This is a genomic window from Paenibacillus phytohabitans, assembly GCF_013141775.1.
GTDB lineage: Bacteria > Bacillota > Bacilli > Paenibacillales > Paenibacillaceae > Paenibacillus_AQ > Paenibacillus_AQ phytohabitans.
This window is the reverse complement of the sequence record NZ_WHOB01000016.1, coordinates 39,297-62,017: the sequence shown is the minus strand read 5'-3', so window position 1 is coordinate 62,017 and position 22,721 is coordinate 39,297. Positions and strand designations below refer to the sequence as shown.

Here is a 22,721-nt window from a genome sequence, read left to right as displayed (position 1 = left end):
GCTTGTCCCATGAGGCAACATCCACGATTCGACTGGATTCACCAAGGGTAAGGTAGTGTAAATAGGTGCAGTGCAATATTGTGAAATCAAGAAAGGGGAGAGGACCTATGGAGCATCATCCGAATCATTACAATGATCTGCTTGTCCTCTTATCTGTTGCTATAGCATTTCTATCGTGCTTCACAGCCCTGGATCTGGCGGAACGGCTTCTCCGTGGCCGCAAGGGGAATCTCTATATTCTGCTTATCTCTGTAGTGCTGGGCACAGGGATGTGGAGTATGCATTTTATCGGAATGCGGGCGATGGATATGGGAGTTCCGGTATCGTATGATCTGCTGCTGCTTGTATTCTCGCTCATCATTCCTGTGGCCGCTTCATATATGCTGTTCGTGATGCTTGGTAACCCCCATACCCGCAGCCGTATCTATTTGGGTCTTGGCGGCATGCTATTCAGCAGCGGAATCCTGATCATGCATTTCAGCGGCATTCTGGCGATGAAGCTCTCGGCAACGTATGAACAAGGGTTCTTTTCCATTATCCTGTCCATCCTGTTCGCCCTGATTGTGCCAGTCATTACCGCATCCTACGACCCGAAATGGCTGGCGAATGCCTACAACATGCTCAGTGTCAAAAAACTGCTGCTCGTGTTAACCCTGACCGGTGCGTTCACAGGTATACATTATTCTGCAATGGCCGGCGCTTCCTTCACAGTAGTAGACTCATTCTTGTATACAGGGCGCGCTCCGCTCTTGGATGATTCACTACTGGGCATCATTCTGGGCGGCTCCTTCTTGTTCATTGTGACGATTGTGCTTGGCCTGCTCTATAGGGACCGGCAGCATGTGCTCCGCTTTGCAGCGTTTAATGAGCAGCGTTATATGGCCTTGTTCGAGCATAGCCCGGATATGGTGCTGTGTATTGATCCGGCCCTTAAGAAGATCATCAGTGCCAATCCTGCCCTGCGGTATACCACCGGATATGGAAGAGAAGAACTGGGGGAATTCAAGAACATCCTGTACAGTGACAGGGATGAAGCCGCGGTCAAGGAAGCTGTGCGCAATGCCTCCCAAGGGAAGTCCTCCAAGCTGGAGCTGAAGGTTATCACCAGGGACGGCCAGCAGATGATCTGCAGCGTAACGGTATTTCCATTGCTTCATAATAAGGAACAGCTGGTCTATATCGTTGCCGAGGATGTCACTGCCCTGATGCAGTACCAGCATGAACTGATTCAGGCCCGGGATGCGGCAGAGAGTGCTGCCAGGATGAAAAGCGAGTTTCTGGCGACGATGAGCCATGAAATCCGCACGCCGCTGAACGGAATTATCGGCATCAATCAGCTGCTGGCCGAAGAGATCAGCAAACCCGAGCATCTGGAGCTGCTGAAGCTGCAGAGTACCAGCAGCCAGGCATTGCTTCATGTAATGAGTGATGTTCTCGATATATCCCGCCTGGAAGCAGATGGTCTCGTGTTGAACCAGGAGCCGTTTCAGCTGACTGTGCTGCTGCAGGAGTGTATGGAGCTGTTCGAAGTGATCACCAGAGACAAGCAATTGTCGTTTGTGCTGTCGGTAGAAGAGGGGCTTCCCGGCAAGTTCGTGGGAGACATTGCGCGGATCCGTCAGATCCTGGTTAATTTAATCGGCAATGCGGTGAAATTCACTCCTTCAGGAGCGGTTACAGTTACTGTTGAATCCTGCGGCCTGATGGGAGCCTCTCAGACGCTGCAATTCAAAGTGCAGGATACGGGCATTGGCATTCCGCCGGATAAGCTGCAGCTGCTGTTCCAATCCTTTTCCCAGGTGGATGCTTCCCACACACGTAAATATCCCGGTACTGGTCTGGGTTTGGCCATTTGCAAGAAGCTGGTGGAGCTTATGCAGGGAGAAATATGGGCGGAACCGGCGCCGGGCGGCGGGACCCAGTTCTTTTTCAGAATTGTGCTACAGTCGCTGGATTCATCGCCGGACCTGATTTACAACCAAGAAAATGAAGACAGCGGAGTGCCTCCGGCAACAAAAGCTGTATAATGTAGGGTTTGCCAAGGAGAGAACTTTAATTATATAATTTTAAAGTAACTTATCTTTTATCACGACAGTCCTATGGACAGAAAGGAACTCTCTTTGAGCAAATCAAAAAAGAACAATGTCGCGCTTCCCCAGATGAGCAAGCAGGAGAAACGCCGGGCAGAGCAGGAGCAGCAGAAGCAGAAAACGAGAATTCTGATCGTGAGTACAGTGGCTTTAGTTGTTATTATTTTTGTAGGATTATTCATGCTGGCCTCGAAGGACGACTCAACCACAGGATCTGCTGCGGCTCCCGTTGACTTCAATTACAGTGAAATGGCACGGCTGGGCAAAGAAGATGCACCCGTCAAAATCGTTGAATTCGGCGATTACAAATGTCCGGCTTGCGCCCAGTTCACCGGGGTGATTAAACCGCAAATCGTTCAGGAGTATGTTAATCAGGATAAAGCAGCCTTTTACTTCGTCAACCTGGCCTTTATCGGTACGGATTCGAGAACAGCCTCACTTGCGGCACTCTCCGTGTACCATCAGAATCAAGAGGCCTTCTGGAAATTCTTCGATGCTATCTATGCTAACCAGGGTGAAGAAAAGGTAGAGTGGGCAACCCCGGACTTCCTGGTAAGTCTGGCACAACAATTAGAACTGCCCATTGACTTCGACCTGCTGCGTAAGGATATTGAAGACAAGACCTACGAAAGCGAACTGGAGAGAGATATCCAGCTTGGCACAGACACCGGCGTAACCAACACGCCATCACTGTATGTCAATGGAGTCAAGGTGAATGAACCTTTTAATATGGAAGAAATTGATGCTCAAATCCAGGTAGCTGCGGAAGCTGTGGCTGCACAATGAATAAATTCTCTGCATTCTGCCGCCGGAATTGTCTCTACTTGGCCTGGTTCGTCTCGGTTGTTGCTGTAGCAGGCAGTCTGTATCTCAGTGAAGTGCTGAAATATGAGCCCTGCAAGCTATGCTGGTTTCAGCGGATATTTATGTACCCGCAGCTGATTTTGCTCGGAATCGCCACTTACCGGGGGGATAAGCGCATTATCCCTTATGTCCTTCCCTTAAGTTTGATTGGCGGAAGCATTTCGATCTATCATTACGCGGAGCAGAAAATTCCGGCACTCAGCAAGGTGCTTCCATGTACAATTGGTGTGCCGTGTAACACGGATTATCTGAATTATTTCGGATTCATCACCATCCCGCTGCTGGCACTCATTGCGTTCGCATTAATCACAATTCTGCTATGGACAGGGCGTAAAGAGGATGCAGGTGAGTAAGAAGCCGTCAGGCAGAATGAAGAGTATATATTTCCCTTAAATTGAGTGTAAATTATTAAGCAGAAATGCTGTAAAATCACGCGATAAAGGGATAATGAAAGAGAATGAAAGATCAAGACATACCGGATCATGGATTTGGTTGTTTTGGTTGTTTTTCATTCTTTTTTCATTTGTTTCAACGCTTTACGGAAGAGGCATTGTAGATTATTATTAGTCCTTGTGAGAAGTTGAATATGCGCTGAATTTTCCGGAAGGAAAAACGGGGGAACCAAACTTGGCCGAGTGCCAACGGGGTGAATCGGAAGCGGGTCAGCAGACTCGAAAACCGTAGGGCTACCACAGCCCGAATCCGCCAGCTAACCTCGTAAGCAATAGTGGGATAATGACCATGCACTCAAGGCATGCGGATCATTTCCGTATGCTTATTTTTGTGCCTGCATTTATGAAATCCACTTATGAAAACAGCGCGCGGTACTGCCGTTTCAACTTAACAAAGAGAGGAACTGTTACTACAATGGTAAGCAAGGTAAAACGACTATTGATCGGGCGTCCGATGAAGTCGAACGAACTCGATCATGAAAAGTTATCCAAGGTGAAAGCACTGGCTGTCCTGTCTTCTGATGCGCTCTCGTCTGTAGCCTACGGAACAGAACAAATCCTAATCGTACTTGTGGCCGCAGGTTTCACAGCTATCTGGTACTCATTGCCAATTGCATTAGCCGTATTGGGCCTGCTGGCCATCTTAATCCTGTCTTATCGGCAGACCATTTTTGCTTATCCGCAGGGCGGGGGCGCCTACATTGTTGCCAAAACCAATCTAGGGGTTCATACCGGCTTGCTTGCCGGCGGCTCTTTGCTGGTCGATTATATTCTAACGGTGGCGGTAAGCGCCTCGGCGGGAACAGATGCAATTACATCAGCGTTCCCGGGGCTTCATAATCATAGTGTACTCATAGCGGTTACTGTCATTCTGCTCTTAACGATTGTCAATCTGCGGGGTGTTACTGAATCAGCTTCATTCATAGCCATTCCGGTATATCTGTTCGTCGTCTCCATCTTTGTACTGATTATCGCGGGAGTCTTCAAATATGCAACCGGCGGTGCTCATGCCCAGGTTCCTGAGATCGGCTCAGCGGTATCAAATGTCAGTATGTTCCTTCTGCTTAAGGCCTTCAGCTCCGGCTGTTCGGCACTGACCGGGGTAGAAGCGGTCTCCAATGCGATCCCTAACTTCAAAGCACCGGCTGAGAAAAATGCGGCTAAAACGCTGATGCTGATGGGGCTGATTCTCGGAGCTATGTTCACAGGGATTACGCTTCTGGCTTATTGGTACGGCATCATGCCGGATGAGAAAGCAACGGTTGTGTCGCAGATTACCGAGTCTACCTTTGGCCGCGGCGGTTTGTACTTCTTCATCCAAGGCATCACCGCAGTAATCTTGTTCCTGGCGGCGAATACAGCGTATTCGGCCTTCCCGCTGCTGGCGTTCATGTTCGCCAAGGACAAATATTTACCCCACGCCTTCATGGTGCGCGGAGACCGGCTGGGATTCTCCAACGGCATTATTTTCCTCGGCGTAATGTCGGCTGTGCTTGTAGCTGCTTTTCACGGAAATACCGAAGGGTTGATTCCATTATACGCCGTTGGGGTATTCATTCCGTTTACCCTCTCACAGCTTGGCATGATGGTCCAGTGGTACAGAACTAAGCCTAAGGGCTGGCAGAGCAAATTCGCTGTGAATACAGTAGGCATGCTCACAACCTTAACCATAACACTCATCTTCATTATTACTAAATTCTCGAGTGTATGGATGGCCTTCATCTTCCTGCCGCTTGTAATCATCGTGTTCCACCGGATTCACCGCCATTATATGAATATTGCCGATCAGCTGCGCATTTGTCCGGCTACGGATAAACCTTGTATTAAAGGAAGTACAGTAGTGGTTCCCGTTGCCGGTGTTACCCGTGCGGTGCTGCATTCGATCAGCTATGCGAAGTCATTGACTGAGAATGTAGTGGCTGTATATGTCGGATTCGATGAAGAAGAGATTCACAAAATGGAACAGAAGTGGGAAGAGTGGAACCCTGGGGTGCGCCTGATTGTACTCCGCTCGCGTTACCGCAGCATCATCCGCCCGCTGGTGAAATTCATCGATACGGTGGAGTGGAAAACCGCTTCTACAGACCATATTACTGTACTCATTCCGCAATTTGTTACGAAGCATTGGTGGCAGGCGATTCTGCATAATCAGACCAGCTTGTTCATCCGTTCTTATCTGATGAATCAGAAGGATATCGTTATAGCAACTGTACCGTATCATTTGCACAAATAGACATACCCTTTATATGTAAAACGGCTGTTTCCGCAGGTTGCGGGGACAGCCGTTTTTTGTTAAGCGCAGGGTGAGTGTACATGGAACCAGATAATTTAGTTGACAGAGAGAATGAGAATCAATATCATCAGTTTATGTGAGGCAAAGGCAGCAGTAACCTTTGACCAATAATGAATGTACTTACAGGAGGGGTAGTTAATGTTTTCGTTCAACCTACAAAGATCAGGAAGCATGAAGCTGGCTATGGCCGGACTCATGACCACAACGTTGTTACTATCCGCGTGCGGAAATAACAATGCAGCCAATAATGAAGCTGCGGCAACTACAGCACCTGCAGCAACTACCGAAGCTACAACTGCACCTGCTGAAACAGCGGTAGAGCAAACAGTAACAGATGCCATGGGACATAAAGTCACTATCCCTGCGAACCCGCAGCGTGTGCTGGCTTCTTATCTGGAAGATTATCTGGTCGCACTTGGCGTGACCCCGGTTGCCCAATGGTCCGTTACAAACGGTACTATGGAATACCTCGCAGCTGAGCTTAAAGATATTCCAACCATCAGCTATGACCTTCCACTGGAAGCCGTAACAAGCTTCGCACCGGACTTCACCATTGTACAGTCGGAAGGTACTGTTCAGAACGGCCTGTATGACCAGCTGAACAAAATTGCACCTACTTATGTACTCGGCGACGAAGTCAGCAAGGACTGGCGCAAATCGCTGCTCAAGATCGGCGAGCTGTTGAACAAAACGCCTGAAGCTGAAGCAGCAATTACAGCGTACGATCAAAAAGCTGCTGATGCAAAAGCCAAAATCTCTGCTGCCATCGGCGATGAGTCCGTTGCCATTCTCTGGCTAGTCTCCAAGAGCTTCTTCATTGTAGACGAAACCCGCAGCAGCGGAGCGGTATTGTATGGAGATCTTGGACTGAAGCTCCCGAATCTGGTTACCGAAATTCCTGCTGAGTCCAGAGCAACGTGGAATCCGATTTCACTTGAGAAATTGTCTGAGCTGACTGCAGATCATATCATCCTTGTGAACAGTGACGGGGCGGATGCTGCTGAAGTTACGGATGGCGCGATCTGGAAGGGGATTCCGGCTGTTAAGGCGGGGAATGTTCATGAGTTTGGCAGAGCAACCAGCTGGCTGTACAGCGGTCCTATAGCTAACTCCAAAACAATTGATGATGCTCTGAGCAGTCTTGTAAAATAAGCAGCGTTCAAAATGCCGGTGATCAGCCTTTGCCGGTAGCGAGTGTGCAGGTCCTTGTATCCCCGGATACGATGATCTGCACCTTTTTTTAAATGGAGCGATAGATGAGGGCGTCCAGCATAGATTACGCGTTATCTGCTTGTACAATATTCATATATTTGCGATAATGAGAATGATAATCAATTAGAAGCAAGTAATAATCCTGTTAAGGAGACGGCTTATGGTTTCATCCACACGTTCTAACCTCAATCCTTCTAAGGCCGCAGAGGATAAACCCATCAAGTCGCGGCCAGTGGCTGCAGCCACCATTCTGGTGCTGGGGAGTGCTGCGATCGTCTTCGGCCTGATGTTGTCTGTATCGTTAGGAGCGGCAGATATCCGGCTGGCTACTGTATGGGAAGCTGTCTTTCGCTTCAATCCGGAGCTGTCGCAGCATCAGGTCATCCGGGAGCTGCGGATCCCCCGGGCTTTGGCCGGTGCGCTGGTGGGTGCATGTTTTGCTGTTGCCGGCGCGATCATGCAGGGGATGACCCGGAATCCGCTGGCGGATTCCGGGCTGCTGGGACTCAACGCCGGAGCTGGTGCCGGCCTGGCATTGGCTTTCGCCTTTGCGCCTTCGCTGTCTTTCATGTATATCATGATCTACTGCTTCATTGGAGCGGCTGCGGCATCACTCTTAGTCTTCGGCATCGGTTCGTTGTCCCATAGCGGGCTGACACCGCTACGCCTCACCTTAGCGGGTGCTGCGGTCAGTGCCATGCTGCTGGCGGTCAGCCAAGGCATCGCCATTCTGTATCACCTCTCCCAGGATATCGCGTTCTGGATGGCAGGCGGGATTGGCGGAGCGAACTGGACACAGCTTAAGATTATGTCCCCCTGGGTTGCAGGTGCGCTTATCGGGTCGCTGGTGCTCTCGCGTTCCATCACGCTGTTAAGCCTGGGAAGGGATGTTGCCGCAGGACTGGGGCAGCGCACACGGCTGGTACAGACTGCAGGGATGATCATTGTGGTCATTCTTGCCGGAGCGGCGGTCTCGACGGTGGGGCCGATTGCTTTTGTCGGATTAATGATTCCGCATATTACCCGTTATCTGGTGGGGGTGGATTACCGCTGGATCATTCCTTGCTCGGCAGTACTCGGGAGCGTGCTGATCCTCTTTGCCGATATTGCTGCGAGAATGATTAATGCGCCTTATGAAACACCGATAGGTGCCCTGATTGCAGTATTCGGCGTACCGTTCTTCATCTATCTGGCCAGCAAGCGCAAGGGGGAGCTGTAATGAACAGGACCCTGTCTGTACCCTCAGTGAAATCGCGCCGCACCAGAGAAGCCGGTATTCTAACGCTGCTTGCTGCACTTATCGTCATTATTTTTATTGTCAGTATGAATACCGGCTTCATGCGCTTATCACCACTTGATGTTCTACATACTCTGCTCGGTGAAGGAACCAAACAGCAGAAGCTGATTCTGTTTGATTTCCGGCTGCCGCGTATAGTGATCTCACTGCTCATCGGGGCGGGTTTCGCAGTATCCGGATCTATTCTGCAAGGCTTGTCGCGCAATGCTCTTGCTGAACCCTCTACCTTAGGGATCAACGCCGGAGCGGGATTCGCAGTGCTGATCTTCATTTCATTTGTCCCGGCAACCACAGCGGGGCCCATCTTTGTTCTTCCGCTGCTGGCGCTGGCAGGTGCCGCGCTTACGGCCACGCTGATCTATTTTCTCTCCTACCGGAGAGCCGACGGACTCTCGCCGACACGGCTGATTCTGATCGGTATTGCCGTAGGTGCCGGCATTTACGCTTTTCAGCTGATCCTGTCGTTAAGACTGGACCCGCAGAATTATCAGTTCGTAGCCATCTGGCTGGCCGGCAAAATCTGGGGCGGAGACTGGCGGTTCGTGCTGGCACTGCTCCCCTGGATATTGATTCTGCTGCCGTTCGCGTTCTACAAAGCCCGGGTGCTTAACGTACTGAACCTGGGAGATGAAACCTCCAAGGGACTTGGGCTGCCGCTGGAGCGGGAACGTCTTCTGCTCTTGGCTGCTGCTGTGGCTCTCGCAGGCGCCTGCGTCTCGGTCAGCGGAGGCATCGGCTTCGTCGGACTGATTGCACCGCATCTCGCCCGCAGACTTGTAGGCCCGCGTCATCAGATCATGCTGCCTGCAGCCGCTTTGATAGGCGCGCTGCTGCTGCTCACCGCAGACAGCATCGGGCGCTGGATTCTGCAGCCAACAGAGATACCTACAGGTATCGTGGTGGCGATCATCGGCGCCCCGTACTTTTTATATCTTTTGGCAAAATCTAAGGCTTAACAGAGGCATTCATAAGCGAATTATCATGAAAAATTAAAATTCTAAGGAGTGAGTATCATGTCGGAACGTTTGAATACAGAACAGCTGAGTATCGGATACGCAGAGGCGATGATTGTAAAGGGGCTGAACCTGTCACTTCCGACAGGGAAGATTACAGCGCTGGTTGGAGCAAACGGCTCAGGTAAATCGACCATTCTGAAGACGATGGCACGCATCATGAAGCCGAAGAGCGGCAGCGTCATGCTCGACGGCAAATCCATTCATAACCTGTCCACCAAAGAGGTGGCCAAGCAGCTGGCGATTCTGCCGCAGAATCCTACTGCGCCTGACGGTCTGACTGTATCCGAGCTTGTGGGTTACGGCCGCTACCCGCATCAGAAGGGCTTCGGCACCATGACGCCTGAAGACCGCAGCATCATTGCTAATGCAATCGAAGTTACCGGTATGACGGAGTTCCATGACCGTCCGATTGACCGGCTCTCCGGCGGACAGCGTCAGCGGGCCTGGATTGCCATGGCTTTGGCGCAGCAGACAGATATTCTGTTCCTTGACGAACCGACGACATTCCTGGATATGGCCCATCAGCTGGAGGTGCTGCAGCTGCTGCAGAAGCTGAATGAAGAAGAAGGCCGGACGATTATCATGGTGGTACATGATTTGAACCATGCATCCCGTTATGCACAGCATATGGTAGCGATCAAATCCGGCAATGTGATTAGTGAAGGGGCGCCGGTTGATGTAATGACACCGGTAGTTCTGCGCGAGGTATTCGGCATTGAAGCCGATATTGTGCCTGATCCGCGTACCGGAGTGCCGCTGTGCCTTCCTTACGAGCTGGCTGCGTACAAGGCAGCTGGACTATAAGCGCGAGCTGTGCAGGCTAGTGGAGCGGAGAGGGGCAGTGCAATGAACGAACTATTGATTAAGGAATTCACCACTAAGTTTGACCTGCATCCTGCGGTACCGGAGGGAACTCTGCACTCCTTCGCCGCAGCTGAACTGGTGCATGAGCAGGGGATGAGGGCATTTGTAGACACTTATGGGCCGTTAATGAAAGCACTGGACGATAAAGCGGTTGCTGCATATTTCGGCGGCTATCTGTCCAATCTGGCGCTTGCGGTTCAGTATTCAGTCACAGGATTCTCCTTCGTTCCTGAGCTCAGCCTAGCGAATCTGGGGATTCATCTCATTCCGGCAGACGGATATTGCCGGATTGCCTTCTCCCTTCACGCGTGGAAGACTGAGCAGGCTCCTGAGGAACAGCAGAGCAGGGACGCGTGGCGAAATGATGTATTTGCCCGCTTTTATCAAGAGACTGCAGGGCCGCTGGTACGCTGTATTTCACAGGTGAGCGGTTTATCACTTGGTGAGATATGGGGACAGATGCCGTCCAAATTCAATTATTATGTGGAGTCCTTTGCAGCCGGAATGACCGATCCTGCAGTGCTTAAGCGGATTGAAGCAGATTACAGCTATCTGAAAGATGAACTGCCTGCTGAAGTATTCCAGATGCCCCGGAATCCGTTTCATGTGAAGGTACGGAGAATTGAATCGCTCGTTGACCAGGAGCAGACTGTACAGATGCGCAACCGCTGCTGTATGTACTACCGGACAGAAGGCGGCCGTCTATGTTATACCTGCCCCCGGATGAAAGAAGAGGAACGTGCAGCAAGAAGGGAAGAATTCCGTTCAGAGCGTGCTGCGGCCGGGAGTTAGGTTATAAACGGGAATGATGAAACATAATAATGCTGTATGCAGCTTCCAAACAGGCTCCTGTCATTGACAAGGGAGCCTGTTCGTTGTTAAAGTTGTGGTTGCCGCGATGCACAGTTGAGGCAGGCAGATGATCACGGTCATCATTTTCATAGAGTTAGGAGCATGAAGTATGAATATCGACAACATATATAAGGACCTGCAGCAGCTGGTCACAGCAGGCTCGCTGAAGCGCCACGAGAGTCTTAAGCATCTGGTGTATACCCGGATGGGCGGGGAAGCGGATATTTGGGCTGCTCCGGCAACCTACGATGAAATTCAGAGAATATCTACATATGCGCATGATCATGATATTCCGCTTACTGTACTCGGAAACGGCTCGAATGTCATCATCCGGGACGGGGGCATCCGCGGTATTGTGCTTCAGACCTCCGACATGACGGAAATGGGCATCCGGGACGGACTGCTCTACGCGCAGTGCGGGGCGAAGATTATTGATGCTTCAAGGTATGCGCTGGAGCAGGAGCTGACGGGTCTGGAGTTCGCCTGCGGCATTCCCGGAACGGTAGGCGGGGCGCTGTATATGAATGCCGGAGCTTACGGCGGTGAGGTTAAGGACGTGCTGCAAAGTGCACTTGTGATCGACAAGGACGGACAGCTTATTACTATGCAGGGTGACCAGCTTCAGTGGGGATACCGCAAAAGTATCTTTGCCAGCGGAGAGTATATTGTGCTGGAGGCCAGATTTGCGCTTCAGCCGGGTGATCCTGCTGCGATCAAGTCCTCCATGGATGAGCTGACCTATCTCCGCGAATCCAAACAGCCGCTGGAATATCCTTCCTGCGGCAGCGTGTTCAAGCGGCCGCCGGGCCGCTATGCCGGCCAGCTGATTCAGGAGAGCGGCCTGCAGGGAACCCGCATCGGCGGAGCGGAGGTATCGCGCAAGCATGCCGGATTCATCGTCAATGCGGATAATGCGACAGCCAGTGACTACATCGGACTGATTCAGCATGTGCGTTCAACGGTGAAGGATAAATTCGATGTCGAGCTGGAGACGGAAGTTGAGATTCTCGGGGAAGAAGCATAAATCAGCTTATAAATTCTTGTATCTGAATCAATAGACGTGTGTAAGGCCATGGGTGTGTTTCACCCATGGCCTGTATGTGTCTCAAGTAGAGGGGAAATAAACATGACGCGCACAACTTTCCTGTAATACTAGATCATTCAGCTTAAGGCTAAGGAATATTTCGCTCTGTCCGTCTCCAGCTCGACATTATCCTCAGCTACTGTATTCAGCTTCAGCCCGCTGACCGCGATCTCATAATTAGGCTGCGGAAGCGGCACAAGCTCACCGTCTGCATTGAGTGTATTTCCCGTTCCCCGCAGAATCAGTGCACTGCCCAGGTATTCATCAAGGACATCTTCAGCATTGCGGTAGTCTACGGTGTCCAGATTAAAGTGAACTGTATCCAGATCATCCAGCTCCTGCTTCTTGATCACCAGGGTTGGATGCTCCTGCGCCTCCAGCCAATCGATAAGCTTCTGTACGTTTTGTTCCATATAGGATCCCATCCTTTGGTTAGTAAGAGATTGATAATTCTAAGTTACCCTTTTCCGGGCAAATGAATCCATCGTATTTATTAATGATATTAATGATTAACATCATAAATAAAAATATAAGCGTAAAAGAATAGATCCCGAATAGGTGCACGCCGGAAGATGCATTGTTTGCCGTTGCCCATTAGGGTGTAAACTACATCTATGCATTTCTATTAACAATACATAAACGGGGAAGGTGAGCATAATGTGGGGTGCATTGATGTGGGGCGCCATTTCCGGCTCAGCTGTATTACTCGGGGCGTTGCTCGCTCTGTTCCTGTCCATTCCCACCAAGCTGATCGGCTTCATTATGGCTTTCGGGACAGGCGTACTTATCGGAGCAGCTGCTTATGAACTGCTGGAGGATTCCGCGAGTGACGGCGGGCTGACCCCGACGATCATCGGTTTTACCGCAGGAGCGTTGGTGTTCACGCTGTTTGACTGGTATATCTCGCGAAAAGGCGGAGCCGGCCGCAAACGCTCAGCCAGAGCATCAGGGAAGACGGAAGCTAAAGGCGGGAGCGGCATGGCTATTTTTGCCGGAACGGTACTGGATGCTATTCCTGAGTCGATCATGATCGGGGCCAGTCTGATTGCCGGCCAAGGTGTAAGTCTGCTGCTGGTTATCGCTATTTTTATCAGCAATATTCCGGAAGGGCTGTCGAGCACGGCCGGGCTGAAGCAGGACGGCTACGGCAAAAGAAAAATTATGCTGCTCTGGCTCGGCGTACTGGTAATCTCCACCCTGGCTTCAGGTGCTGGCTATACATTTATGGACCATGCAAGCGGGTATACGGAGGCGATGATTGCTTCTTTTGCCGGGGGCGGGATTATCACGATGGTCTCCTCCAGCATGATGCCTGAAGCCTATGAGGACGGCGGACCGCTAACGGGATTCATCGCTGCGATGGGGCTGCTGTGCTCGCTGATTCTGGATCAGCTGTGAGGGTTGTCAAGCCTCCGGCAATCATGGTATAGTTCAAGACGCACCCTATGTATAGTCATAAGCACAAAGAAGGAATCTGCGCGCGCAAGCGCAGGAGAGGTTCGCAAACTCCCTCTATAAAAAACTAAGACCGCTACAGGCATGAGCAGCTTTCCGGATATCCGGGAGCTTAAAGAGTACGGGCATTTGCCTGTACTTATTTCTTGTTATGCCGCGCGTGTCTCATCTTAGTAGAGCCAGGTTTTCGAAATCTCGTTCTTCTTTCCAGTTCAGGCCGTGAGCCTAGGGAAAAGAGAGGGGTTTTTTGTCATGTCAGAAGGCAGACTGAAAGAGGAAATGCAGGAGGTTACCCTGCTGGGGAATCAAGGCACGAAGTATAATTTCGGCTATGCTCCGGAAATTCTGGAGGCGTTCGATAACAAGCATCCCGGCCGTGATTATTTTGTCAAATTCAACTGCCCGGAGTTCACCAGCCTGTGTCCCGTTACCGGACAGCCGGATTTCGGCGTGATGTATATCTCGTATATTCCAGATATCAAAATGGTTGAATCCAAATCCCTGAAGCTCTATCTGTTCAGCTTCCGCAATCACGGGGATTTCCATGAAGACTGTGTCAACATTATTATGAATGATCTGATCTCGCTGATGGAGCCCCGCTACATTGAGGTCTGGGGCAAGTTCACGCCGCGCGGCGGCATTTCCATCGATCCTTACTGCAACTGGGGGCGTCCGGGAACGAAATATGAGGCCATGGCCGAGCACCGGCTGATGAACCACGACCTGTATCCCGAGAAAGTGGATAACCGTTAATCCCTCAGCACACAGAACAATAAGGAGGAGAGAACTTACAATGAATAAAAAAGCACTGGTCGTCTTCAGCGGCGGCCAAGACAGCACCACCTGTCTGGTATGGGCTTTGCAGCAGTTCCAGGAGGTTCAGGTTGTTACTTTTAATTATAATCAGCGGCACGCCGCTGAGATTGAGGTTGCCAAGGAGATTGCCGCTAAGTTTGGGGTGAAGCAGCATATTCTCGATCTGGGACTGCTGAATCAGCTGGCCCCGAACGCGCTAACCCGGGATGATATCGAAATCGCTGCCGGGGAGGGAGAGGAGCTTCCGAGTACATTTGTAGATGGGCGGAACCTGCTGTTCCTGTCCTTTGCAGCGATTCTGGCCAAACAGCTGGGCTATAGCCATATCATCACCGGTGTCTGTCAGACGGACTTCAGCGGATATCCGGATTGCCGGGATGTGTTCGTGAAATCACTGAATGTCACACTCAATCTGTCGATGGATTATGAGTTCGTGATTCATACCCCGCTGATGTGGCTGGACAAAAAAGAAACCTGGAAAATGGCCGACGAGCTTGGCTATTTCGACTATATCCGTGAGCAGACGCTTACCTGCTACAACGGGATTATCGGCAGCGGCTGCGGCACCTGTCCGGCATGTCTGCTGCGCCAGCGCGGCCTTGAGCAATATGAGGCGGAGCGCCAGGAGGCTGGACTATAATGCTGGGCGAAGTATCTGTCTGCAAAATCTTTACCTTCGACGCCGCCCATCAGCTGATCGGGCACAAGGGGAAATGCAGTAATCTGCACGGGCATACGTATAAGCTTGAGGTTGTACTGAAGGGCGTTCCGTCCGTGGAGCACGGCCAGTCGGATGAGGGGTTTGTTGTCGATTTCAGCGACATCAAAGCGACCGTGAAGCAGCTTGTAATCGACCGGCTGGATCATGCTTTTCTGGCCATGGGTAATGAGCCTGTACTGAAGACACTTAAGGCAACCGGCTCGAAGGTAGCACTGCTGTCGTTCCGTACGACGGCGGAGAACATGTCAGCATACATCGCTTATGAACTGAAGCGGGCTTCTCTGCCGGTCTATTCGGTCAAGCTGTGGGAGACTCCGACCTCCTGGGCGGAGGTGCTGGCGGCAGACATTCCGGAAGCGGGGCCGTCTTACCGTCTGTACGGAGGCTGTGACCATGAGTAAAATACCGGTTATCGAAATGTTCGGCCCGACGATTCAGGGGGAAGGGGCGGTCATTGGTGTCAAAACGATGTTCGTCCGCACCTACGGCTGCGATTACCGCTGCGGCTGGTGTGATTCCGCCTTCACCTGGGATGGTTCGGCGAAAGATAAAGTAACCCCGATGGAACCGCAGGAGATTCTCGCCGGGCTGCTTGAACTGGCGGGAGATAACTTTAATTGCGTAACCATCTCCGGGGGCAATCCGGCGCTAATCGGGGAAGCCATGGGTGAATTCATCACCCTGCTCCACGAACGCGGTATCCAGGCGGCCATCGAGACACAGGGCAGCCGCTGGCAGGATTGGTTCAGTGATGTCGATGTGCTGACGATCAGCCCCAAGCCGCCAAGCTCCGGGATGAAGACGGATTGGGACAAGCTGGATGAGATTATGCTTAGAGTCGGCAGTAACGGCAAGGCTGCCCATAGCCTGAAGGTGGTTGTTTTTAGCCAGGAGGATTATGAATATGCCCGGAAGGTACATTTCAGGTACCCGGAGGTCCCGCTGTTCCTTCAGCCGGGGAATGATAATGTCACCGAGGAAGGCGACATTTCAGGCCGCCTGCTGGGCCGGCTGGAATGGCTGTTTAATCTGGTAATTGCCGACCCGCAGATGAACAAGGCGCGGGTGCTGCCGCAGCTTCACGCACTCATCTGGCATAATAAGCGGGGCAAGTAAGGCTTGCACATTGTATATTGAATGAAGACCGGACCTCTGCGATGCGGAGGTCCGGTCTTTGTGTTATAGTCCCCCGGTCCGCCTGCTCTTCCTTCGGGGTGCCGGTACCCAATACCTTTTAATGTAATTATTAGGATTAATGTAACAAGCGGAGGTGCATCACCCATTACAGGCGTAATATACTTGATGGATGATCATGTATGAGGGGGAATTGAAATGGAGAACGGATACTACGCAGGCTGGGGAACGCTGGCACTGATTAATGCGGGAATTGCCCAGGGGAAAAACCGGAGCGGATTAAACTGGTTTCTGCTGTCATTGCTGCTGGGACCGCTGGCTACCTTTATCCTGGTGATCTCGGATAAGCTACCAGAGTGAATTATCAGTTATAATATTAGGGAGTATTAGTGCTTAAACGCAATGGTTACAGCATACTTCTGTCGGCAGCGCCTGATTTCCTAAATGATCTGCGATCCGCATGGATAAGTGATCCGGACGGCAATCCGGTCCAGCTGGTATGCAGGAGAAAGTCTGCAGCAGGAGAATAACAGTCCGGGGAGGGATTTATGATGTCAACCGCATTACTGATCATTGATGTTCAAGAGGCGATGTTTGCTTATCCTGATATGAAGCTGTATGACGAAGAAGGGGTTCTGGAACGGATCAGCTCGCTGCTGGACAAGGCCCGCTTAGCCGGGGTTCCGGTGATTTACATCCAGCATACCGAAGAAGAGGGGGGATTTGTGAAGGGGATCCCTACCTGGGAGATCAGCAGCCGCATTGCACCGCAGGCAGGGGAGAAGGTTATCGAGAAGACAACTCCGGATTCCTTCCATCTCACCGGGCTTCAGGAAGAGCTTGAACGGCTTGGAGTGACGGAGCTGGTTATCTGCGGGATGCAGACGGATTACTGTGTGAATGCGACCAGCAGACGCGCACATAGCCTTGGGTATTCCAGCGTACTGGTCAAGGATGCACATAGTACCTTCGATGATAACCATCTCACAGGTGAAGAAATCGTGAAGCAGCATAATGATGCGCTTGGCTCCGGAATTGCTGCGCTGCGCTCGGAGCAGGAAGTAACCTTCCGATGAATCCGGTAATTACCGCAATGAAGCCGATCCGCCGCTCCAGGCTGAGATTATTTGCCGGCAAGCGCTTTTTTATCTGGAAAAGATATTGGAAATGGATCACAGCACGTGGCAGGCTCGCCAAGGAACTTCGCCCGGAAGCTCTGCCTTATGAGGCGGCCAGCCATGCCACACCTCTGCTTCGGAGCCTGCGTAATGTCGATATGCAGCTGCAGTATAATAAAATAACGAATTTGCGCCTGGCTGTTGCCAAGCTTGACGGACTGGTCATCCGTCCCGGCGAGACGTTCTCCTATTGGCGGAGTATCGGCAAGCCGACCCGCAGGAAGGGTTATCTGGATGGAATGGTTCTGCATTATGGCGGTTTCCGGTCCGGAACGGGAGGCGGACTCTGCCAATTGTCGAATCTGATCTACTGGATGGCGCTGCATACACCGCTCACGGTTACTGAACGGCACCGGCACAGCTATGATGTTTTTCCCGATGAGCAGCGGACACAGCCTTTTGGCAGCGGGGCCACCTGTTCCTATAACTATCTGGATTTACAGCTTAGAAATGATACGGAGTACACCTACCAGCTGAAGCTTTACCTGGATGAAACCCATCTGCACGGGGAGTGGCGTTGTGACAGCCGGCAGCTCTACAATTATGAGGTCTATGAAGACGGCCATGTGATCAGCCTGGAGCCGTGGGGAGGATATGTACGAAGTAACGCTATCCGCCGCAGGGTGCTTACGCTTACAGGAGAGCTGGCGGGTGATGAGGCTGTCGCCGAGAACCATGCGCTGATGATGTATTCTCCGCTGCTGCACGGATAAAGCCGGAGGATTTGGGGTTATAACATAGTGTAGCGTGAATTTACAGCCTGCTATGTCCATACCTTACTTCTGAAGGAGTGACGCTCAACATGAAGGCAGTAACCTATCAGGGCAAGAAGAAAGTCGAGGTTAAGGAAGTCGCTGATGCGCGGCTTGAAAAGAAGGATGATATCATTGTCCGCATTACCTCAACCGCCATTTGCGGATCGGATCTGCATATCTATAATGGCGAAATCCCCGGCATGCATGATGATTACATTATCGGCCATGAGCCTATGGGAATTGTTGAAGATGTGGGACCGGAGGTTACCAAGGTCAAGAAGGGTGACCGTGTCATTATCCCTTTTAATGTAGCCTGCGGGCAATGCTTCTTCTGCCAGCACGAGATGGAGAGCCAATGTGACCACGCGAATGAAGCCAAGGATACCGGCGGCTATCTGGGCTATTCGGATACTTACGGCGGCTTCGCCGGAGGGCAGGCCGAGCTGCTGCGTGTACCGTACGGCAACTTCGGCCCCTTTGTCGTTCCAGAGGATGCTGAAATGGAAGACGAGAAGCTGCTGTTCCTCTCGGACATTGTACCTACCGCCTGGTGGGGAGTTGAGAATGCCGGCGTGAAGCCCGGAGATACCGTAATTGTGCTCGGATGCGGGCCGGTGGGTCTGCTGACACAGAAATTCGCCTGGATGAAAGGCGCATCCCGTGTCATTGCCGTCGATCATATCCCATACCGGCTGCAGCATGCGAAGCTGACGAATAACGTGGAAATTTTTAATTTTGAGAAAATTAAAGAGTTCGAGAAGCACATGAAGGAGATTACGCGCGGCGGTGCCGATGTGGTCATTGATTGTGTAGGTCTCGACGCCAAGAAGACGGTTGTAGAAAAGGTAGAAACAGCCTTGATGCTGCAGGGCGGTTCACTAGGGGCGTTCCGTACCGCATCAGAGGTGGTCCGCAAATTCGGTACGATTCAGCTTGTAGGGGTGTATGGGCTGAACTATAATATGTTCCCGCTCGGTCATCTGTTTGAGCGCAATATTACGCTGAAGATGGGACAGGCTCCGGTCATTCATTATATGCCGGCGCTCTACAAGATGATTAAGGAGAATAAGTTCGATCCCACAGATATCATCACCCACCGGCTGCCGATCAGCCGAGCGGAGCATGGGTACCAGGTATTTCAGGAGAAGGAAGAGGACTGCATCAAGGTTGTGCTTAAGCCATAGATAGAGTTGCTTATCAGCATTGGTATAGCTCGTATGAGGCATGGAACCCGCTGAAAGACGGATTCTATGTCTCTTTTAATGAAAAATGCTGCTTTTTTCTGCAATTTGCGTTAAATTAACATAATGAGTCTTACAAAACACGAAGGGGCGACTACGTATGAATCCCAAAAAACCGCCCGTTCCCGTTCCGCTGCTGATGGTGATCGGAATTGTGGCCATATCCTTTTCTTCTATCTTCATTAAATGGTCGTCTGCTCCGGTGTCGGTTCAGGGGATGTACCGGCTGCTGTTCACCTCACTGCTGATGCTGCCGTTCGCCCGCCGCTATAGCGGAGCAGCTTGGGCGCTGCGCCTGAAAGACTGGTTGCTGCTGGGCGCTTCCGGTGTTATGCTGGCCCTTCATTTTCTGCTCTGGATGGGCTCGCTGAATTACACGTCAGTGGCCAGCTCGACGATGATCATGGCTCTGGAGCCGTTATTCATTATGCTCGGTGCGTACATACTGTATAAAGAGCGAAACAGCGCCTCAGCTATGCTGGGTATGGCTATTGCAATCTTTGGGGTTGTCTTTATCGGCTGGGGCGATATCGGACTGTCCGCCGAGAACCTGAAGGGTGACATGCTGTCGGTTGGCGGAACCGTAGCAGTAGCCGCACATTTGCTGATCGGTCAGAAGCTGGTGGCGCGTATGCCTTCCTATTTGTACAGCCTGATTGTATTCATCTCTGCGGCCATCGTATTTGCTGTTTACAATCTGGTAACAAGTACACCTTTCTTCGCTTATCCGGCCCGGGAATGGGGCATCTTTGTCCTGCTGGCGGTGGTGCCAACCGTATTCGGCCATATTCTGTTTAATTGGCTGCTGCAGTATGCATCTGCGACTACAGTATCGATGAATATTCTGGGAGAGCCTGTCGGCGCGAGCATTCTTGCTTTCCTGCTGCTGGGTGAACAGCTGAGCGGTTTACAATGGGCAGGAGGCGTGCTGGTCATGGCCGGCCTTGGAGTCTATCTGTATTCCGGACGCAGGAAGGCGCTTAAGCTTCAGGAAGCTATGCCTAATGCGTCATAATGCGTTAGAACGGTGGAGCGAGGACATTTTTTTCACAGAACATATATAAAGGGGTAACGAATGGAATGAATGAACAAGATCAGAACGAACCTTCAGGTCTAAACGGCGGGGCTGCTCCTTCCAGTGAAGAGTTGTGGAATGAGGATACCTATGCGGCATGGACAAGCCGGTTCGGATCACCAGCCGAGGCAGCAGAGAAGCTGGCCAAAGATCCGGCAGGGAAGCTGTTCCCGCTGAATGCTTATATGGGCGATGTGCAGGGCCGTAAGATTATGAACCTGATGGGTTCGAACGGCATGAAGGCAGTAGCGCTCGGGCTGATGGGGGCGGAGGTGACGGTTGCTGATTTCTCGGAGGCGAATGGGCGTTATGCTACTGAACTGGCGCAGGAAGCCGGAGTGAAGCTGGATTATATCGTCTCAGATGTGCTGGGACTGCCTGAAGCTGTGCTGGACGGCTCGTATGACCTTGTGTTTGCGGAAATGGGAATTGTCCACTATTTCACCGACCTGGCTCCGTTTATGACTACGGCATACCGGCTGCTGGCACCCGGCGGGAAGTTCGTACTGCGGGATTTCCACCCGGTAACGACCAAGCTAATCTCCTCCAAGGGTTCAACCGCCAAGGTGCGCAAGCATAAAGTGAGCGGTGATTATTTCGATACGGCACTGGAAGAGAAGCAGGTGTCTTACTCCAAGTATATGCCTTCTTCCGAAAAAGCAGCGGGGGCAGACAGACCTAATGTAGTCTACTGGCGGCGCTGGACACTCGGCGAGATTGTAACGGCTGCTGCGGCCAGCGGGCTTGTTATTCAGGAGCTGGTGGAAGAGCCCAACCTGTCGTCGGATGTATATGACAAGGGGATTCCCAAGACCTTCACTTTGGTGGCGGGAAAAAGATAATAAACGAAGTGGAAACGGCTTTGCCGTCCTTTTAAAGAAAGCAAAGCCGTTTCAGCGGGAAATAGCAGTAATTTAAAGTGTGAAACCTAAGAAGTCATATAAACGGTATCTCTTGAAGCGCGGTTACGTCGTGTGCTAAGGGATACCTTTTTTGTTATGTAAATGTAAATAAAGCGCACTGTAGACATAAGTGTTGTACGTTTTACAACTTTGATGTATGGATAGCCAGGTGTTTAGAAGGATTGTTGTATGAAATACAAGAATAATCCTGCTCAGCCGCTTGGAAAAGGTGAAATGCTGCCTTTTTTACAACAATTTTAGTTTCGGGTCAATATAATGAGGGAATTGTTGTATTATGGGCAGGAGTTTATATAAAGTTACCAGTTTCCTGCTCAGGAATGCAGATAATCTGGAAATTCCTGCGATGACATCCGCCGCCCGGAAGTCCAGCTATTCACTGGGTACCGGATCTTCGCGCTGGTCCTCCTCCTGTAAGCCGCCACCACCTGCCATTCCGGCAAAAGCCTTCTGTAACGGGGAGAGGGTGTAGTCTTTGCGCCAGGCCAGCACAAATGCACCATCGCCGGGATGAAGTCCCGGCAGCGGGGCATAGGCCAGACTTCCGGCCGCCACCTCGGCCTCAATCCCTGATTTGGAGAATACTCCGACCATCCCGCCGCCGCTAATCATACGTTTGACCGCCTCCGGCGAGCCGAGTACGGCATGGTTCCACACTTTCACATGATTGAGCTGCGTCCACTTGTCGGAGATTCCGCGCAGGAAGGAGGCGGCTTCATGCTGCACCCAGGGTTCTCTTGCTGCCGTTTCTACCGTAATTTCCTGCGCTCCGGCAAAAGGATGGCCGGGCGCAAAAACCAGCACCGTTTCATCTCTGGCAATCACTTGAGTATGGAAGGAATCATCCTGTCCGTCCGCGCTGTGCAGCACGGCCAGCTGTATCTCCCGGCTCCGCAGACGCTCCCTGACAGCATCATCCGGCAGTATGGACAGGAACACATCAATTCCATCATGCAGGCCAGTGAATTGGGACAGCAGTTTAGGCAAAAGATAATTACCGGGGATGTCGCTTGCTGTAAGCTCCAGATTCCCCGAGGCCAGAGAGGTAAACTGCTTAACTGTCCGCTCAGCTTCTGCCGTCAGCGATACAATCCGCACAGCATATTGATACAAGGCGCGTCCGGCATCGGTCAGCAGCACCCGGCCGCTCCGGAACTGGAACAGTGAAGCGCCAAGCTCACTCTCGAGACTCTTCATATGGAAGGAAACGGTCGGCTGCTTAAGCCCCATCTCGGCGGCTACGTCCGTTACCTTTTTATATTTTTCAATCAGGACTACGATTTGTAATTTCACAAGATTCATGCTGATTCCTCCGGTTTGATGGCGATAAATTAACGATTGTTGCTTATATATAGATTATATCTATGGAATTATTCAAAATCTATTATAACTTTTATCTTCC

The 22,721-nt window shown here is 51.4% G+C and carries 23 protein-coding genes and 2 riboswitches; of the genes, 21 read left to right on the top strand and 2 right to left on the bottom strand.

Features of this window, described 5'->3' with window-relative positions; all coding sequences use genetic code 11:
* Positions 1 to 107: 107 nt before the first annotated feature.
* The 10 genes from GC101_RS01955 to murB all read left to right on the top strand — a co-directional run bounded on the left by GC101_RS01955 (position 108) and on the right by murB (position 11,964).
* Entirely contained in the window at positions 108 to 2,027 is a 1,920-nt protein-coding gene (locus GC101_RS01955; protein WP_171715896.1) for an ATP-binding protein, read from the top strand.
* A 93-nt stretch (positions 2,028 to 2,120) separates the two neighbouring features.
* Positions 2,121 to 2,876, top strand: a complete 756-nt coding sequence (locus GC101_RS01950) for a DsbA family protein (protein WP_171715895.1) — start codon at positions 2,121 to 2,123, stop codon at positions 2,874 to 2,876.
* Positions 2,873 to 3,307, top strand: coding sequence for a disulfide oxidoreductase (locus GC101_RS01945; RefSeq protein WP_039298958.1), 435 nt, complete (start codon positions 2,873 to 2,875; stop codon positions 3,305 to 3,307). The genes GC101_RS01950 and GC101_RS01945 overlap by 4 nt, the downstream gene beginning before the upstream one ends.
* A gap of 226 nt (positions 3,308 to 3,533) precedes the next feature.
* A riboswitch (cyclic di-AMP (ydaO/yuaA leader) is annotated at positions 3,534 to 3,693 on the top strand.
* Positions 3,694 to 3,821: 128 nt separating this feature from the next.
* Positions 3,822 to 5,639 (top strand): APC family permease, encoded by a 1,818-nt coding sequence (locus GC101_RS01940; RefSeq protein WP_042137741.1) that lies wholly within the window; start codon positions 3,822 to 3,824, stop codon positions 5,637 to 5,639.
* A gap of 198 nt (positions 5,640 to 5,837) precedes the next feature.
* Positions 5,838 to 6,851 (top strand): ABC transporter substrate-binding protein, encoded by a 1,014-nt coding sequence (locus GC101_RS01935; protein ID WP_246354132.1) that lies wholly within the window; start codon positions 5,838 to 5,840, stop codon positions 6,849 to 6,851.
* A gap of 220 nt (positions 6,852 to 7,071) precedes the next feature.
* Entirely contained in the window at positions 7,072 to 8,130 is a 1,059-nt protein-coding gene (locus GC101_RS01930; RefSeq protein WP_171715894.1) for a FecCD family ABC transporter permease, read from the top strand.
* Positions 8,130 to 9,164, top strand: coding sequence for a FecCD family ABC transporter permease (locus tag GC101_RS01925; RefSeq protein WP_171715893.1), 1,035 nt, complete (start codon positions 8,130 to 8,132; stop codon positions 9,162 to 9,164). Before GC101_RS01930 ends, GC101_RS01925 begins: the two co-directional genes overlap by 1 nt.
* A 57-nt stretch (positions 9,165 to 9,221) precedes the next feature.
* Positions 9,222 to 10,028: an ABC transporter ATP-binding protein gene (locus GC101_RS01920; protein ID WP_039298947.1), complete on the top strand. Its 807-nt coding sequence runs from the start codon at positions 9,222 to 9,224 to the stop codon at positions 10,026 to 10,028.
* A 42-nt stretch (positions 10,029 to 10,070) separates the two neighbouring features.
* Positions 10,071 to 10,880, top strand: coding sequence for a (2Fe-2S)-binding protein (locus GC101_RS01915; RefSeq protein ID WP_171715892.1), 810 nt, complete (start codon positions 10,071 to 10,073; stop codon positions 10,878 to 10,880).
* Positions 10,881 to 11,049: 169 nt separating this feature from the next.
* Positions 11,050 to 11,964, top strand: a complete 915-nt coding sequence (gene murB, locus GC101_RS01910; protein WP_171715891.1) for a UDP-N-acetylmuramate dehydrogenase — start codon at positions 11,050 to 11,052, stop codon at positions 11,962 to 11,964.
* Between the two features lie 137 nt (positions 11,965 to 12,101).
* Here murB and ymzB read toward each other — a convergent pair whose 3' ends face one another.
* Positions 12,102 to 12,437 carry a protein YmzB gene (gene ymzB / locus GC101_RS01905; protein WP_171715890.1) on the bottom strand — a complete coding sequence of 112 codons (336 nt, stop codon included), beginning with the start codon at positions 12,435 to 12,437 and terminating at the stop codon, positions 12,102 to 12,104.
* 244 nt (positions 12,438 to 12,681) lie between these two features.
* On the opposite strand from ymzB, the gene GC101_RS01900 reads away from it, so the two are divergent.
* From GC101_RS01900 to GC101_RS01850, 11 genes are all read left to right on the top strand, one after another.
* Positions 12,682 to 13,422: a ZIP family metal transporter gene (locus GC101_RS01900; RefSeq protein WP_171715889.1), complete on the top strand. Its 741-nt coding sequence runs from the start codon at positions 12,682 to 12,684 to the stop codon at positions 13,420 to 13,422.
* 90 nt (positions 13,423 to 13,512) lie between these two features.
* Positions 13,513 to 13,556: riboswitch (PreQ1 riboswitch) on the top strand.
* A 175-nt stretch (positions 13,557 to 13,731) separates the two neighbouring features.
* Positions 13,732 to 14,232 carry a preQ(1) synthase gene (gene queF, locus GC101_RS01895; protein ID WP_039298937.1) on the top strand — a complete coding sequence of 167 codons (501 nt, stop codon included), beginning with the start codon at positions 13,732 to 13,734 and terminating at the stop codon, positions 14,230 to 14,232.
* Positions 14,233 to 14,272: 40 nt separating this feature from the next.
* Positions 14,273 to 14,935 carry a 7-cyano-7-deazaguanine synthase QueC gene (queC, locus tag GC101_RS01890; protein WP_171715888.1) on the top strand — a complete coding sequence of 221 codons (663 nt, stop codon included), beginning with the start codon at positions 14,273 to 14,275 and terminating at the stop codon, positions 14,933 to 14,935.
* On the top strand, positions 14,935 to 15,417 hold the full coding sequence (gene queD / locus GC101_RS01885) for a 6-carboxytetrahydropterin synthase QueD (RefSeq protein WP_171715887.1): 483 nt from the start codon (positions 14,935 to 14,937) through the stop codon (positions 15,415 to 15,417). Before queC ends, queD begins: the two co-directional genes overlap by 1 nt.
* Positions 15,410 to 16,132, top strand: a complete 723-nt coding sequence (queE, locus tag GC101_RS01880) for a 7-carboxy-7-deazaguanine synthase QueE (RefSeq protein WP_171715886.1) — start codon at positions 15,410 to 15,412, stop codon at positions 16,130 to 16,132. The genes queD and queE overlap by 8 nt, the downstream gene beginning before the upstream one ends.
* 216 nt (positions 16,133 to 16,348) lie before the next feature.
* Positions 16,349 to 16,510, top strand: a complete 162-nt coding sequence (locus GC101_RS01875; RefSeq protein ID WP_167549552.1) for a hypothetical protein — start codon at positions 16,349 to 16,351, stop codon at positions 16,508 to 16,510.
* 188 nt (positions 16,511 to 16,698) lie between these two features.
* A complete protein-coding gene (locus GC101_RS01870) occupies positions 16,699 to 17,226 on the top strand; it encodes a cysteine hydrolase family protein (protein WP_246354131.1) in 528 nt (175 codons plus the stop codon).
* Entirely contained in the window at positions 17,223 to 18,041 is an 819-nt protein-coding gene (locus tag GC101_RS01865; protein ID WP_171715885.1) for a VanW family protein, read from the top strand. The genes GC101_RS01870 and GC101_RS01865 overlap by 4 nt, the downstream gene beginning before the upstream one ends.
* Before the next feature lie 89 nt (positions 18,042 to 18,130).
* Positions 18,131 to 19,267: a zinc-dependent alcohol dehydrogenase gene (locus GC101_RS01860; protein WP_171715884.1), complete on the top strand. Its 1,137-nt coding sequence runs from the start codon at positions 18,131 to 18,133 to the stop codon at positions 19,265 to 19,267.
* Positions 19,268 to 19,424: 157 nt separating this feature from the next.
* The gene (locus tag GC101_RS01855; protein WP_171715883.1) at positions 19,425 to 20,339 is read left to right on the top strand and encodes a DMT family transporter; all 915 of its coding nucleotides are present in this window, start codon (positions 19,425 to 19,427) and stop codon (positions 20,337 to 20,339) included.
* 65 nt (positions 20,340 to 20,404) lie between these two features.
* Entirely contained in the window at positions 20,405 to 21,241 is an 837-nt protein-coding gene (locus GC101_RS01850; RefSeq protein ID WP_171715882.1) for a class I SAM-dependent methyltransferase, read from the top strand.
* A gap of 450 nt (positions 21,242 to 21,691) precedes the next feature.
* On the opposite strand, the gene GC101_RS01845 is transcribed toward GC101_RS01850, so the two are convergent.
* A complete protein-coding gene (locus tag GC101_RS01845) occupies positions 21,692 to 22,621 on the bottom strand; it encodes a LysR family transcriptional regulator (RefSeq protein ID WP_171715881.1) in 930 nt (309 codons plus the stop codon).
* Positions 22,622 to 22,721: the final 100 nt, after the last annotated feature.